15 protein-coding genes and 1 tRNA gene are annotated in these 13,843 nt (G+C 53.0%); 6 read left to right on the forward strand and 10 right to left on the reverse strand.

What is annotated here, in order from left to right; genetic code table 11:
• The first annotated feature begins 70 nt into the window (after nucleotides 1–70).
• Nucleotides 71–853 carry a hypothetical protein gene (locus F822_RS00340; protein ID WP_025039909.1) on the forward strand — a complete coding sequence of 261 codons (783 nt, stop codon included), beginning with the start codon at nucleotides 71–73 and terminating at the stop codon, nucleotides 851–853.
• A gap of 6 nt (nucleotides 854–859) precedes the next feature.
• Here F822_RS00340 and F822_RS00345 read toward each other — a convergent pair whose 3' ends face one another.
• Complete coding sequence (locus F822_RS00345) at nucleotides 860–2,359, reverse strand: FAD-dependent oxidoreductase (RefSeq protein ID WP_025039908.1); 1,500 nt, start codon at nucleotides 2,357–2,359, stop codon at nucleotides 860–862.
• Between the two features lie 291 nt (nucleotides 2,360–2,650).
• Here F822_RS00345 and F822_RS00350 point away from each other — a divergent pair, with 291 nt between their 5' ends.
• Nucleotides 2,651–2,950 (forward strand): hypothetical protein, encoded by a 300-nt coding sequence (locus F822_RS00350; protein WP_025039907.1) that lies wholly within the window; start codon nucleotides 2,651–2,653, stop codon nucleotides 2,948–2,950.
• Between the two features lie 54 nt (nucleotides 2,951–3,004).
• Here F822_RS00350 and F822_RS00355 read toward each other — a convergent pair whose 3' ends face one another.
• Both F822_RS00355 and F822_RS00360 read right to left on the reverse strand, forming a co-directional pair.
• Nucleotides 3,005–3,421 (reverse strand): hypothetical protein, encoded by a 417-nt coding sequence (locus F822_RS00355; RefSeq protein WP_025039906.1) that lies wholly within the window; start codon nucleotides 3,419–3,421, stop codon nucleotides 3,005–3,007.
• 169 nt (nucleotides 3,422–3,590) lie between these two features.
• Nucleotides 3,591–3,666: transfer RNA gene (locus F822_RS00360), tRNA-Gln, on the reverse strand.
• A 53-nt stretch (nucleotides 3,667–3,719) separates the two neighbouring features.
• Here F822_RS00360 and F822_RS00365 point away from each other — a divergent pair.
• The gene (locus F822_RS00365) at nucleotides 3,720–4,748 is read left to right on the forward strand and encodes a fatty acid desaturase family protein (protein WP_025039905.1); all 1,029 of its coding nucleotides are present in this window, start codon (nucleotides 3,720–3,722) and stop codon (nucleotides 4,746–4,748) included.
• A gap of 54 nt (nucleotides 4,749–4,802) precedes the next feature.
• Here the strand turns inward: F822_RS00365 and F822_RS00370 are convergent, their stop codons facing one another.
• Together F822_RS00370 and F822_RS00375 are read right to left on the reverse strand one after the other, a co-directional pair.
• Nucleotides 4,803–5,696 carry an alpha/beta hydrolase gene (locus F822_RS00370; protein WP_025039904.1) on the reverse strand — a complete coding sequence of 298 codons (894 nt, stop codon included), beginning with the start codon at nucleotides 5,694–5,696 and terminating at the stop codon, nucleotides 4,803–4,805.
• Nucleotides 5,697–5,842: 146 nt separating this feature from the next.
• A complete protein-coding gene (locus F822_RS00375; protein ID WP_025039903.1) occupies nucleotides 5,843–7,948 on the reverse strand; it encodes a PAS domain-containing hybrid sensor histidine kinase/response regulator in 2,106 nt (701 codons plus the stop codon).
• 919 nt (nucleotides 7,949–8,867) lie between these two features.
• On the opposite strand from F822_RS00375, the gene F822_RS00380 reads away from it, so the two are divergent.
• Nucleotides 8,868–10,778 (forward strand): PAS domain-containing hybrid sensor histidine kinase/response regulator, encoded by a 1,911-nt coding sequence (locus F822_RS00380; RefSeq protein WP_025039902.1) that lies wholly within the window; start codon nucleotides 8,868–8,870, stop codon nucleotides 10,776–10,778.
• Between the two features lie 59 nt (nucleotides 10,779–10,837).
• Here the strand turns inward: F822_RS00380 and F822_RS16085 are convergent, their stop codons facing one another.
• The 3 genes from F822_RS16085 to F822_RS15840 form a co-directional block, all read right to left on the reverse strand.
• The gene (locus F822_RS16085; protein ID WP_025039901.1) at nucleotides 10,838–11,089 is read right to left on the reverse strand and encodes a hypothetical protein; all 252 of its coding nucleotides are present in this window, start codon (nucleotides 11,087–11,089) and stop codon (nucleotides 10,838–10,840) included.
• Nucleotides 11,090–11,215: 126 nt separating this feature from the next.
• The gene (locus F822_RS15535; RefSeq protein WP_197272848.1) at nucleotides 11,216–11,365 is read right to left on the reverse strand and encodes a hypothetical protein; all 150 of its coding nucleotides are present in this window, start codon (nucleotides 11,363–11,365) and stop codon (nucleotides 11,216–11,218) included.
• Between the two features lie 79 nt (nucleotides 11,366–11,444).
• Nucleotides 11,445–11,615 (reverse strand): hypothetical protein, encoded by a 171-nt coding sequence (locus F822_RS15840; RefSeq protein WP_197272849.1) that lies wholly within the window; start codon nucleotides 11,613–11,615, stop codon nucleotides 11,445–11,447.
• Nucleotides 11,616–11,632: 17 nt separating this feature from the next.
• Here F822_RS15840 and F822_RS15845 point away from each other — a divergent pair, with 17 nt between their 5' ends.
• Both F822_RS15845 and mntP read left to right on the forward strand, forming a co-directional pair.
• Nucleotides 11,633–11,800 carry a hypothetical protein gene (locus F822_RS15845; protein ID WP_197272850.1) on the forward strand — a complete coding sequence of 56 codons (168 nt, stop codon included), beginning with the start codon at nucleotides 11,633–11,635 and terminating at the stop codon, nucleotides 11,798–11,800.
• Between the two features lie 291 nt (nucleotides 11,801–12,091).
• Entirely contained in the window at nucleotides 12,092–12,619 is a 528-nt protein-coding gene (mntP, locus tag F822_RS00390; RefSeq protein WP_269430518.1) for a manganese efflux pump MntP, read from the forward strand.
• On the opposite strand, the gene F822_RS15550 is transcribed toward mntP, so the two are convergent.
• Complete coding sequence (locus tag F822_RS15550; RefSeq protein WP_197272851.1) at nucleotides 12,591–12,962, reverse strand: hypothetical protein; 372 nt, start codon at nucleotides 12,960–12,962, stop codon at nucleotides 12,591–12,593. The two genes, mntP and F822_RS15550, sit on opposite strands and share 29 nt — an antisense overlap.
• Nucleotides 12,963–13,588: 626 nt before the next feature.
• Nucleotides 13,589–13,690 (reverse strand): hypothetical protein, encoded by a 102-nt coding sequence (locus tag F822_RS15905; RefSeq protein WP_082204661.1) that lies wholly within the window; start codon nucleotides 13,688–13,690, stop codon nucleotides 13,589–13,591.
• Between the last annotated feature and the right edge of the window lie 153 nt (nucleotides 13,691–13,843).

Here is a 13,843-nt window from a genome sequence, read left to right on the forward strand (position 1 = left end):
TGAAGGATAACGGGTTAACCTCGACATTGCTATAGCCAGTACTCTCCTGTACCCATACGGACCATTTCTCATGAATCTCGGCCGCTACGTAATATTGCTATATGTCATCGCCTCCTCTGTACTCGCGGGATGCGCGTCGCCACGGTCGTTTTTAGGAAGTTCATTTCCGACTGTCACTTACAAGGATATCAAAAAGAGAGACGTACCGCTTCGGCTGAAGCTCGTTGTCGAGTTTCAGCGAAATGGCGTACGCTTTCCCATGGGAGAGGTTCCGCTGAGAGATTATTCAGGCCGGATACTCAGGGACACCGGGGTGATTTATCCTATTGATGAGCTCTCTCTGGGGCCGGAGCAGGAAGACGGGGAAATCAGGATCGTGCTGAACAATGTTGCCGACAGCGGCACTGTTGCGGTGGAGGCATCCCGCACAGGATTTCCGTTGTGGATGGTTGGAAAACTGATTACCGACGCTTATGAGCTGTCGATGTTTATCAGCGTAAATGGAAAGACGCTCAGCCGCATGGGCATCCAGCATGCCGTCCATACCGCTATCGGCAACATGAGCGTACCCGACAATGTTCAGGTTTTTCCGGCGGACCGAGCGTTCGGAAAGGTGCTTGAACAGATGATCCTGCGTGCGCTGGAGGATTTTCAGAGTCGCGGCGAGCTGGTTTGGCTGGACCTGTCGCCTGTGGATTGGGGTAGCGCTGGAACCCCGATGTTCAGTTCCACATTTGAAATGCCGGGGTTCGTGCTGCACCCCAACTTACCTTGCTGTCTTCACGCCGAACCGGTTCTTGCAATCGGCGATCTTGCCTACACCTTCAATGCAGGACGGAACGCTTTATTTTGATTTTGATTACTGTCCTGTCAGAAACCTGCGTTCCAGTGGTTCTATCGCAGGACCCTCGATCACTGCCCCGTCGGGAGCGAAGCGGCTGCCGTGACAAGGGCAATCCCAGCTTGTCTCGACGCTATTCCAGTGCACTTTGCATTTCATATGCGTGCATACCGGCGAGACCGCAATCAATGTCCCATCAGGGGTTCTGTATGCCGCCAGCGATTCGTCCTCGAACTCCACGATCGCGCCTTTGCCCGGCATGAGCTGCGATAATTGCACCGTCTCCCGGTTGATCACGTAGTCCTTGATGAGGGATTTCACCACGCTCGCTGTTTCTCCGGCTATGCCCTTGGCTCCCTTCAGCGGCGAGAAACGGTTCGCCTTGACAAGTGGGGCAAAAACGTTGTCGCGCCCGGCAATCTGGTCAGCGATCAGCGATGCAGCCAGCGTTCCATAGGTTAAACCATCGGTCTCGAAGCCGGTAGCGATGAAGCAGCCTGTCGCATCGCGACCGATATACGGCAAGCCATCCGCTGTGCTGTAATTCTGCGCGGACCACCTGAACGCCACTTCACGTACATTAAAATGGGCGTGTGCGGAGGACTCGAGCCGGTCCAGGCTGATTTTCGCGTTTTCCTGACCCGTCTTGTGCTCCTCTCCGACGCAGACGAGGAATGTGGCGTCATCGACATCCACGTTGCGAATCGACAGCCGTTCGATGCCGGTGCCCCAGAAGATCCCGGAGGGAAAGGAATTCCTGGCAATGCGTGCGGCGAGCCCATATTCGCGGTTGGCGATCATCTCTGCCTGCACCAGGTGCACGCCCTTCGGCGAGTGAGTGGCAAACACGATTTCCCTGGCTGTTACCTTGCCTTTGTCTGTACGCACGGCGTGCTTGTCTTTATCCACTTCGATAACAGTCGAGTTTTCGAAGATACGGCAACCCTGGTTTTCGGCTTGGCGGGCAAGCCCACGAACATAAGCCTGCGGGTGAAATTGCGCCTGGTTATCCAGCGCCAGTACGGGCCCTGAGGGCGGGGCAAGGGGAGTGGGCAGCGCTTTTTCGAGATGAACGGATAGTCCTGCCTTGAGCGATCCCTGGTATTCTTTCTCCACCGAGTCCTGCGCGTTCTCGGAGGTGGCATAACGGTAGAGGCGGCAACGGCGGAAAGCACAGGGGATATCGAATTTACGCACCCGCTGGTCGATCTGTTCCACCGCTGCGCGACGGGCGGTAGCAACCGCGCGGGCCGTATCACTGTCCCATCGGTCAATGATATGATGTATTCCCTTGCTGACGGTTTCATACAGATTGCCCGTTGAGTTGCCCGTGCTGCCAAAGCCCACGGTGTGGGCTTCCAGCAGCACGGCCGAGGTGCCTTGCTCGGCCAGGTTCAAGGCAAGTGTAACGCCGGTAATACCGCCCCCGACGATAACCACATCGGCCGTAATCTCTTCCTGAAGTGTTGGAAAACCGGCTTGAGGCGCCCCCGCGCGCCAGACAGAAATCGTATTCATGATATTTTCCTTCTTGTTCAGAATAAGCGATGATGCCTATCGTTGAACATAAACCGGAATTATTCAATTGTTCTGTACGCTATGGCACATAAAGCTCAGGCTTGGCAGCGCGCGAGCGGCGCGGAGGCAATTTTAATACTGTGGTTGTGTGATAAATACTGATAATTGGTGATAGTTGCGGGTAGTAGCCAACAATACGGTCTATGCAAATTGCAAGGTAGGTCAGGCTCTGCCTGACGATCGTAAAATGATGTCGGGCGGAGCCCGACCTACGAAAAAAGGAGCGCTATTGTGAGACAACAACTTATCATTTCTGCCATTTTCTTTACGCTCGCGGTTACCGCTGCCCAAGCTGAGCCTCCACATTTGAAGGACCGTCAAACCGGCAAGTATCTGGGTAATCTCAGCGCCAATCCATACGATCCCAACTCGACAAGCAACCCGTATGGCCGTTACGGAAGCGAGTACAGCGAAGATTCCATCAATAACCCGTATGGGCGATATGGCAGTCCCTACAGCAGTGACAGCCCGAATAACCCGTACGCGACAAACCCGCCAGCGATATATGACACGGGTGGTAATGGCCAGTGAGACCCGGGTAAATTTAAATTATGGGCGGAATCATCTCTGCCGCTATACGAGCCATCATTTACCACGATGCTGCTGCCGAGGAACCGGCAGCGGTAGTGTCTCGAACATCGATATCGAATAATCCAGAAAAAGCTCGATTTTACGCTTGAGGTCGCTGGACATTGTGATGCGCCTGGAGCGCAGGTCATCGGGATCCACGTGCTCGATGAGCAAGCCGTGATCGATGGCAATCTGAATATATTTTATCGCGGTACGCTGGCTGACGTTCGGCATGAGCTGATACAGCTCCGATTTGTGGAACGTGTCATTAGCGTCGTTGAACCTTAACCACATCCGCGTGAAGAGGTCGTAGTAGTTCAGGTCGTGGAAAAGCGTGTCTCCCAGCACATCCATCCAATACTGATCCGTATCGTTCTGCAGATGTATGAATTGGCGCCGCCTGGCGTCTGCCTGTTTTTTCGGGTTGCTCATTTCTCCTCAGTTTTTTGCATCAGCCATTATCCATAACTACAATTATAATTCTTATTTGTATGTAATTTTACATGTATAATTACGATATATAAGGCCTGACGATTTGCCACGGTGTGATATGGCAGTGGACTCCCACGCCAGATCATAAAAGATCCGCCTAACTGGAGGTTGGCGTCCCCAAGGGGATTCGAACCCCTGTACTCACCGTCAAAGGGTGATATCCCAGGTCACTGGACGATGGGAACGAAATATGTTGAAAACGGATAGCTGCATATTATCGCTAAGGAAATGCCAAACCATGTTCAACAGAATTGAAAAGACCTACTTTCGCCTTACAGGCAGCTTGCGCCCAAACCTTTTGGCCTTCCTTTACTGCCAGTTTTCCTATTTTGGCGGGGCTACCCTTATTCTGTCTCTGAATCCGATTCCGATGGTGCTGGGTACGCTCGCCATGGCGCACGGGATGACGATAGCGGCTTATCTTATTCATGATTTGGGCCACAATGCGCTGTTCAAGTCGCCGCACCACAATGCCTTGATGGCTCGCGGGCTAAACTGGCTCACTGGCGGTTGCTATGCAACGTATGACAATGTGCGTGTGACGCACATGAGGCATCATGTGGATAACGCGGATGTTATTTTAATCGACTACAGGGGTTACCTTGCGCGCCATCCGGTTCTGCGCCGTACTGTAGAGGTGCTGGAATGGTTGTATGTGCCGGTCATCGAGCTTCTTATGCATGGAATGCTCATCCTCGCGCCGTTTATCTTCAGGGAAAAAAAAGACCAACGGGCTCGGATAATCGGGATAACCGTTATCCGTTTCAGCCTGCTTCTGATGGTATTCCTGCATTCGCCACTGGCTTATGCGTGCTATTTGCTGGCTTACGCTATATTCCTGACGATTTTGCGCTTCATGGATGCGCTTCAACACAATTATGATCTTGTTCCGGCGCTCGGCAGCGATGCCGACCTGATGAAGCATAGAGGCGACCGGGGCTATGAGGAATCTCATACGTTCAGCAACCTGATCTCGACTCGCCACCCGTGGCTGAACCTTCTTACCCTCAACTTCGGTTATCACAACGCGCACCACACAAGACCTACCGCGCCGTGGCACGAACTGCCGAAGCTGCATGACACGTTGTATGGAAATGATACGCGAGTTGTCATTCCGTTCGGGAAGCAGTTATCGAGCTTCCATAAGAGCAGAATAGGACGTGTTATCGGCGATGACAGCGAAACGCGAGGGGATCAGTTTGCGCAACGGCTTCGGGATGGTACAGCGGTGGGCGCGGGCGGGGTTTCTTTTCTGACACCGTTTTAGGAACGCCAGAATTTCACAGAGCCGACTCGTTGATATGGCTCAGTCTCAGGTAAATTAATGCCGCTTGCGCAGGTACCATTGAAGAAAATCGGATATTCGATTCTCGTATTCTTTACCGGCATAGGCGTGCATATTGAAGTGTCCTCCGCCGGGGACGATCCAGATTTCTTTCGGCTGCCGGGCGGCATCAAACAGGCGTTCGGCTTCCGCCATTGTCGTATGCTGATCGTCGGTACCGGAAATCAGCAGTAATGGTGAGTTGAGATCGCCTATGCGGCTGATGGGGTTCAACTCATCGGGAGAGGCGTTCAGACGAAACGATAGCTGTGACAGCAGGAGTGGAGAAAAAATCGGGCCGATCTGCCCGAGATGGAGCCTCAAGCGGTTTTCGACAGCTTCCTTGATGGTAGGATGGAGCGATTCGAGCACCACCGCGTCAAGCCGCAACGGATTTTTCGCGAGCACGATTGCGGCTGCCCCTAGTGAGACCCCGATGGCTGCGACCCCTTCGCCGGGGAAAGTATTACGCAGATAGGCTACTGCGGCTTCCACGTCTTCCGACTCGCGCAAGCCGAAGGTGATCCGGTCTCCCGGTGTTTCGCCATGTGCCTGGAGATCGATGAGGAGAACGCTGTACCCTTGCTCATTCAGGAACTTGGCACGGCTCAGCATTTCGACGCGATTGCTCCGGATCGAATGCACGAGCAACACTGCGCCGTCACCTCGGGTTCCCCGCGCCAGCCAGCCGTGCACACCGGAATTCTTCTCTTCCCTTGAATGAGTACTGACGGGTATTTGTACCGGCTCGACCGGAAAATCGGTTGATAGCGTGTTGACGGCAGTAGGCGTCGCGCCTGATAAAAGTTCGCCAACACCGAAGGCGATAATCAATATGGCCACGATGCAGGAAAATAGGGCAAGCACGCCGAGCAGAATCAAGCGGCGCATAGTTGGCTGCTCATGGTCGATTCATGGTAGGAATGGCTGATATAAACCCCGGTTACTTTCCCATACGGGTTTTGCGTGAGGCCAAGCAATGTCGTGGTGGGTGAGTTCTCAGGTGGAGGGGGGCGATTCAAAATAAGACTGGCTGGTCATGTTCCTTGCACGCTTGGCTTTTGCATCCATCCGATCAGATTTTCAATGGCAGCAACCAGTTCATGCGATTCGACGGGTTTCGAGAGATGCATCTGATAACCGGCAGTTATCGCTCTCGTCCGATCTTCGGAGTGGGCAAAGGCGCTCAGGGCAATGGCAGGGGTTTTTCCTCCGTGCGTTGCGGGAAGACTTCTTACTTCGCGGATGAATTGGTATCCATCTTTTTCCGGCATGCCGATATCGCTTACTATCACATCGGGCCACTGGTTTTTCAGGATTTCCAGACCCTCTGCGGCGGTGGCAGCGGTAATCACGTCGGCTTGAAATAGCGTAAGCACCTCCTTGATGAGTTCGCGCGCATCCTGTTCGTCATCAATGACCAGTACTTTTACGCCGGGAAGCGTGGTATGCCCATTCTTAAAGGCAATTTGCGTGGACGCTGCGGAATGCTGGTCTTTTCTTTCGCTGATGGGAGCGAGCGGCAGGCTGATGATAAACGCCGACCCTTTATCCTCGCCATCGCTTTCCGCCCGAACCGTTCCTCCGTGAAGTCCCACGAGTTGCTTCACGATGGCAAGTCCCAGGCCGAGGCCGCCGTGATTGCGCGTAAGTGTGGAGTCAGCCTGGCGGAAACGGTCAAAAACGTATGCGAGGAACTCAGGTTTGATGCCCATTCCTGAATCCCTTACGATAATATGGAGATGAGAAGCGACGCGCTCGACTATAACCTCTACGGTACCGCCCTTGGGAGTAAATTTAACCGCATTGGAAAGGAGGTTCCAGATGACCTGCTGAAGCCGGTTATTGTCACCCGAAACCCATCCTGCGGCCGGATCGATGATTTTTCGAATGCGAATCCCTTTGGCCTCGGCTGCCGGGGCAATGGATTCAACAGCCGCTTCGGCGATACCGGCAAAATCCAGCCGCTGTACATCAAGTCTTACCTTTCCGGAGATGATACTGCTCATTTCGAGCAGGTCTTCGATAAGCTTGTTCTGCGCACGCGCATTCCGCTCGATGGTTTCCAGGCCTCGCTGAATGTCTTCCTTGCCCATTGTTCCCTGCAATATGAGCTGTGACCATCCAAGGATCGCGTTGAGCGGGGTCCTGAGCTCGTGAGACAAGGTGGCGAGAAATTCATCCTTCAACTGATTGGCGCGCTCGGCTTCGCTTCTTGCGATTCTTTCGTTCTCAAGAAGTTGTTTTTTTTCCTCGTCCGCTCGCTTTATAGGATCGATATCGGTATTTGAACCGACCCACATCAATATATTTCCCCTGGCATCACGTCTGGCCTGAGTCTGGATCAAATGCCAGCGGTAATCCCCGTCGGCCCGCCGGAAACGGCATTCCATCCGAAAAGGCTCACCCGTGTTCAGAGAGTGATGCCAGCGCCCGATGCTCTCATCCATATCTTCGGGATGGATGAGTTTTGTCCATTCCCAGCCGGCCATTTGCTCAGGGGCAAGGCCCGTATAATCTTTCCACTGCTGATTGAAATAATCCAGGGTTCCGTCGGCCCGGGCGGTGAATATTTTTTGCGGCATTGCCTCAGCCATGAAACGCAAGCGCTCGGTGCTTTCGCGCAGTGCTTCCTCAGCGTGCTTGCGTGCCGTGATGTCTCTAAAGCTCCAAATGCGGCCGACGCTCCGCTCTTCGATATGCTGTATCTTTGAAAAGCGCTCGAACACTCTGCCATCAGTCAGTTCCAGCAAATCATAACTATCTGGCGGCCAGGTTGCGTAGATTTCCTCCAGCTTATCCAGGAATTGCCGTGGATCCGCCAAATGCTTGCAGCAGAGTTTCATAAGATGCCGGTGTTGCCCCGTATCGATAATGGCGGGGTGGATTTGCCACATCTCCAGATATCGTTCGTTGAAGCGAAGTACATTATCATGCTCGTCGGTAACCAGGATTCCATCGGCTGTCGATTCTATGGTGGCACGCAGGATAGACAGGGAGTGGTCAAGTTGCCTGCTTTTCTCTTCCAACGCTTCCTTGACCTGCTTGAGCTCGTGTTCGACAAGCTCGCTCGCCTGAAGAATGGTATTGGAAGTTTGCAAGATGTGGGAGCGTGGCCGCTTTTCATCATTATCTTCCGTCATTGCGTCATTCCTTTTTAAAATCCTGGCCAGCTATAAACAACAAGGTAGCAGTAAACAGTGGGCGCCAAGCCTGTAATTTTCTTTGACAATGGTATACGCGGTAGGTTTTATTTTCATGGGCATTGTCCACCCTGTTTAATCCCTGAGTTCAATCAAGAGAATCTGTTAGGTCCATCAACTCCACCTCAGAAGACTAAACAATACCGTTTTTCCGGATCAGTTCGTTACATAACGGCATTAGTATATATGGGGCCGGTTCTTTTCTTAATCCGTATCAACGATATCGCGCCCTGTTCCGAGAAAATCATCACGGTCATGGCATAATTTCTTTTTTCTTGAGCATAATGCCGCAAGTTCGAGGGTGTGCGAGCAAGCGAAGCACAAGATCATGCTAGTCTGCACGATAACGAGATGTGGAAAAAATAGTTTGGCTACATCTTCTCGAGTGTGCCTGGTGATCAAACGAGGTATCGAATATCAAAGTGCTGAAGTTGAACCGGAGGAGCGGGTATACATGATTCAGGCAGAAATGCCGGACTGGTAGCGCGGCAGCGAAATGGGCGAGCTAATCTTTAGGCATGATGGGGTGAATCGAAGTCGAGCCAATCTCGACATGGTTCAGGAATCTTCAGTTTGCGGTTAACTTCATGCTTTTGCTGCCTTCCGCCGCCTTATTATTGAGGGCATGAAGCTCATGCAGAGCTATAATGACGTGATCGTGACTTGATGCGTGCTAAACATCCTCCAGATCCGGAGGGATGGGGCAGGCGCCGTGTTTGTGGCGGTAAGCGAGAAAACCGAAGTAATCAAGATGCGCGCGTGGAGTCGGAACGTCACCGATTCAAAGAGCGTTACAAGCAAAACGAATACAGCTGCTGGAAGAAGCATTCCGTAATGCCCCGATCCCGGGTCATGGGTCATGAATCATGGAATCGACGTCACCGAGCATGTGAAAATGCGCCAAAAAACCGAAAAGACGATGCGCGAAGCACAGGAGCGCTGCCTAACTGCATTTGAGATCGACACGGTCGGTGTTATTTTCTTCAATAAGGACAACCGGATTACGGAAGCGAACGGTGCCTTTCTGAAGATGAGTGGCTTCAGCCGCAAAGATGCGAGCGCGGGTCTATTGCGGTGCGACGACCTTACGCCGGCAGAATGGAAGACAGTCTCTTCGAAGGCTACGGAGGAACTCAAGGCAACGGGCCGCATTTCTCCTTATGAAAAGGAATTATTTCGCAAGGACGGTTCGCGCTGGTGGGCATTGATTGCAGCAAAAGAACTCAACGATAACGAGGGCGTCGGGTATCTTATTGACATAACCGAACGCAAACAGGCCGAGCAGAGTCTGCGCGAGAGCGAGGCAAGATTCCGCGCTATCGCGGAAGCGTCCCCGGCATTGACCTGGCAAGTGGATGCGAAGGGGAATGCGGTTTATCTTAACCAGCGATTTCTGGACATGCTCGGCATTGCCCTGGAAGATCTGATGCCCACCGGATGGCGCTCGGTCATTCATCCGGACGATGCGCCGGCGTACGTGGCAGCGTTCGAGCAGGCATTACACGACCGCGCACGTTTTCAGCATCGGGTCAGGATCAAGACCGCAGAAGGGGAATGGCGCTGGCTGAAGTCTTACGCGCTGCCGTGGTTTACCACCGCCGGCGAGTATGCGGGCCACATCGGCATATCAATAGATATCACCGAGGCGGTCAATGCGGAAACAGCCCTGCTGTATGCCGACCGCTGCAAGGATGAGTTTCTGGCCACGCTTGCGCATGAGCTGCGTAATCCGCTTGCGCCGATTGCCAACGCACTGGAGATCATCGCGCGTCCTGGCGGCGCGGCGGATGTTCCGCGCCTGCTGCCGATGATCAACCGGCAAGTCAACCATATGGTCAGGCTGGTGGATGATCTGCTGGAGATATCGCGCATCACCAGTGGGAAGGTGGAGCTGCGGCAAGCTCCCACGGATCTGGCTGTTGTGCTGTGCAATGCTGTCGAGGCAGGCAGGGCGCAGATCAGCGAGAAGAAACATAAATTGGATGTATCCATGCCTGAGGTGCCTTTAATCGTTTACGCCGACCCCGTACGCCTTGAGCAGGTATTCACGAATCTGCTCAACAATGCAGCACGATATACCAGAGAGGGCGGGCGGATCTGGCTGACTGTCCGTCAGGAAGGCGATAGCGCCCTCATATCCGTGCGGGACAACGGTATCGGAATCTTGCCGGAGATGCTGCCCCGTTTGTTCGACATGTTCGCTCAGGAACGACGAAATGGTGACGGAGTGCAGGGTGGGCTTGGTATTGGGCTCAACCTGGTCTATCGTCTCGTTAAAATGCACGGTGGTACGGTCGAAGCCACAAGCGAGGGGGAGGATAAAGGCAGCGAATTTATCGTACGTTTGCCGTTATCGGAAATGACCATGCATGGAAAAACGCCTGAACCGCCGAAAACGGACGCCACGGCGCGCAAGTTGCGCGTATTGGTGGTAGACGATAATCATGATGCGGCCGAAGTGCTTGTCATGTTGCTTGAATCGATGGGCCTCGATGTCAAGGGTGTTAATAGCGGTCCGGCAGCACTTGCGATTATTCCTGATTACCGGCCCAATGTAATCCTCATGGATATCGGCATGCCGGGCATGGATGGTAACGAAGTGGCACGCTGCATTCGCCAGCAACCGCAGTTCGACGATATCAAGCTGATAGCATTGACTGGCTGGGGCCAGGAGAAAGACCGCCGGCTCTCGCATGAGAGCGGCTTTGATTATCACCTCACCAAACCCGTGAATTTCAAGGTGCTCAAGGATTTGATCACCGCCATTTAGCAGCCTGTTGGACTCAAAGGCAATCGGCTCAGCGGCTGGGGTTTAGTTTGAACGAGATCTCAGAGCCGCTGCGGTTGGATGATGGCACCCACTGTGAGGATGGCCCGAAACGCGTCAACGTTTTGCTGCAGAATATGCGGCCAAATGACGTGGAGCGGAGATCCATGCCGATTGACCAGGCCCAGGAGTGTGTGCGGTGACGAATAGACCATATCCGCTATGCTTTGATTGAGAACGGGTGGCAGTGCGATTGGGATCGAGGCACGTATGTGCCCGGCTTCGTTCTCCACCAATAGGAAATTATCTTGCATGCCGTGCTCCCGCCTCAACTCAGAAGTCGACCGTGACCGATACCCGATACCAGTACGGTGCGCGGCGTGCCTGGCGATAAAGTGCTGAAAGAGGCCACGCCTGCCCAGTAGTTGCTATCGAATGCATTAGAGGACACTAGCCCGTACGGTAGCGGATTTTCCGGCTACCTTGGTGCCGTAGCGTGCGCCAAAGTCAAACGTGGTCCAGGAAGGCACGCTTTGCGTATTCGCCTGGTTGATATATCGTTTGCCGGTGTGAATAAAGTTCTCGGTCAAGGCTTTAACTGCTCCTCATTCGGAGTGGCTGAATCGAGCAAAGGTCGTCTCAGAATACGGAAATCTTGCCTGTGCCTGGCTACTCCGGGATGGGCAGGAACGTAATCATCACCACGCGCATCACGCTCAGGAAACTCATGGCCATCATCATGACCTTAACCTGCGCTTCGCATATCTCCATGTCGCCGCCGACGCCGTCACCTCGGTGTCGCCATCTTTGCACTGATTGGTGGCAAGTTCTGGGAAGCAAACCGGCTTGATCCGGTAATGGGTATTGTCGGGGCCGGATTGGTCGCAGTGTGGGCCTATGGACTGTTGCGTGATTCGGGGCGCGTTCTTCTCGATGCCGAGATGAATGCCCCGGTAGTGCCCGGGATCAGAGAGGTTATAGGGGCCAACCCGATCAAAGCCAACATCTGTGACTTGCATGTATGATGGCGCGTCGGCAAGAGCAAATACGCGTGCATTCTTTCGCTCGTGACTGCGGATAATGTCGAACCCGATTATTTCAAGCGGCAACTAAGGGTTCATGAAGAACTGGTTCACATCTCAGTGGAAGTGAATCGTCATCGCCCGCCGGCTTGAGCTATAAATCTGATGTCAGTTAGTAAGCCCATCGACATATCTTTGCCACAAAGTCGGGCACATAGATTTGTCATTGACTCAATGCCTGGCTGGAAATAGAAAATTGTGAATCACTTCTCTTTAATAATGCTCGCCCTCGCCATGTCAACGGATTCTTTCGCAGCAGCCATCGGCAAAGGATCGAGCCTATATAAACCCCGGCTTGCCGAGGCTTTGCGCATGGGCCTGATTTTTGGTGTGGTCGAGGGCATTACCCCGATCATCGGCTGGTTGATCGGCCAAGCGGCCTCGCAGTTCGTTAAAGACTGGGATCATTGGATAGCATTTGGCTTATTGCTGATCCTGGGCCTGCACATGATTTACAACGGTTTGAAAACCTCGGAAGAAAAGGAAGAAAAAACCAGGCGGCATGGCTTCTTCCTGCTTGTGGTCACTGCTATTGCCACCAGCATCGATGCTCTTGCCGTTGGCATCGGCTTGGCATTCATCAATGTCAACATTCTGGTAGCGGCCGCGGCCATTGGCTTGGCTACCATGATTATGGTCACCGTTGGCGCTATGCTGGGCCGCGTATTGGGTACCCTCGTAGGCCGGCGCGCTGAAGTACTTGGAGGCATCGTGTTGATGTTGGTCGGTGCAATCATCCTGCACGAGCATTTGACCGCATGAGTACAATGACGGCAACCGACAGCAGCGGGCCAAGAAACGCGTTCACGCCATAACCCTTGGGCCACTCGTCATAGCCGCGCGCGTCTGCGGCCACGATGTCAACGTCATGCATCTCGACTTGGGCACCTCGCACCTGGTCACGCGCCAGCAACTGCACCACGCCCATGATGTTCAGATTGCGTAGCGCGAGGCGATCGGTAACGTCTGACCGGACAACAGACGCAGCGCCGGTACACCGGTCAGCTCTGCCGTCACCATGATATGCCGTACGCCCGCATCGGCAGCCCCATGGAAGACGCCACGACCGGGAGGGCAGCGATTCAAATCGGTGCTCACGGTCCAAATAAATCTATTGGTTATTACAGTGAATTCCTGCGGGTATTTTTGCATCTGAACAGGATGATTCCAGTTGCTGTGGAAAACTGATTTAAATATCTGAAGACTAGCGGATCATCTGCAGAATTCGGAGAATGCCCTTCACTCCGTCAGCTAATTCAGTTGACCATTAGAAGATCTTTATCTCCTTGACAAAAATAAGGTCTTCACATATTCTTCACACATTCTTCACATATTATTCACAAGTAGTGCAATGGTGCAAGCTTCGTAATTAATCAAACGAGGAGCGGTAAAATGAAAACTGAAAACATGAAACCGGAAAACAGTAAGGATGAAAGCACCGAAAATAATAACATTTTTGAACTGGTCCTGATCTTGATGTTAACCGGATTGATGGGGCTGGTTTCCTGACGATTGGAATGACCAGCGTACACGGTTCCTACTGCCGTGTCCCGGCTGGCAAAAGGAAGGTGCAGTACTGGCTTTCCCTGATCAACCCGCTTCGGCGGGTTTTTTATTGTCTGCGGAATCCTGGAACCAAGGCTATAGAATCATGAACGCGTCAATGATGGCGCGTTTGGAAGAATTTACCGTAGCATGAGTTATTAACTCACCTTAAACGTCGGACTGCCTTCAGTGTCTTGCGGTGATCATAATCCGCGTTGTCGCAATATTCGCATACCCCAGCCATTTCTGCACCTTGGCAATGTCCGCCTGATAATTCAGCGCATTGATGGCCGCGGTCGCGCGTAGGGCGTGAACCTGATTTCAGGCCAGGCGGGGTGTAGTCAACAGGAAGTTATCCCGCCGCTCCAACCGCAAGGCATGTTACATGAACCTCGAGAATCAGAATCTATCCGTGGTCATGTGCCCTCATGACAGGAAGAT

The sequence above is a fragment of the Nitrosospira briensis C-128 genome (assembly GCF_000619905.2).
Lineage (GTDB): Bacteria > Pseudomonadota > Gammaproteobacteria > Burkholderiales > Nitrosomonadaceae > Nitrosospira > Nitrosospira briensis.

What these genes read in the sequence shown, in the direction of transcription:
- F822_RS00340 (WP_025039909.1), top strand. Translation starts at nt 71, where the DNA reads ATGAATCTCGGCCGCTACGTAATATTGCTATATGTCATCGCCTCCTCT.
- F822_RS00345 (WP_025039908.1), bottom strand. Translation starts at nt 2,359, where the DNA reads ATGAATACGATTTCTGTCTGGCGCGCGGGGGCGCCTCAAGCCGGTTTT.
- F822_RS00355 (WP_025039906.1), bottom strand. Translation starts at nt 3,421, where the DNA reads ATGAGCAACCCGAAAAAACAGGCAGACGCCAGGCGGCGCCAATTCATA.
- F822_RS00365 (WP_025039905.1), top strand. Translation starts at nt 3,720, where the DNA reads ATGTTCAACAGAATTGAAAAGACCTACTTTCGCCTTACAGGCAGCTTG.
- F822_RS00370 (WP_025039904.1), bottom strand. Translation starts at nt 5,696, where the DNA reads ATGCGCCGCTTGATTCTGCTCGGCGTGCTTGCCCTATTTTCCTGCATC.
- F822_RS00375 (WP_025039903.1), bottom strand. Translation starts at nt 7,948, where the DNA reads ATGACGGAAGATAATGATGAAAAGCGGCCACGCTCCCACATCTTGCAA.
- F822_RS00380 (WP_025039902.1), top strand. Translation starts at nt 8,868, where the DNA reads ATGAATCATGGAATCGACGTCACCGAGCATGTGAAAATGCGCCAAAAA.
- F822_RS16085 (WP_025039901.1), bottom strand. Translation starts at nt 11,089, where the DNA reads ATGCAAGATAATTTCCTATTGGTGGAGAACGAAGCCGGGCACATACGT.
- F822_RS15845 (WP_197272850.1), top strand. Translation starts at nt 11,633, where the DNA reads ATGGGTATTGTCGGGGCCGGATTGGTCGCAGTGTGGGCCTATGGACTG.
- mntP (WP_269430518.1), top strand. Translation starts at nt 12,092, where the DNA reads ATGTCAACGGATTCTTTCGCAGCAGCCATCGGCAAAGGATCGAGCCTA.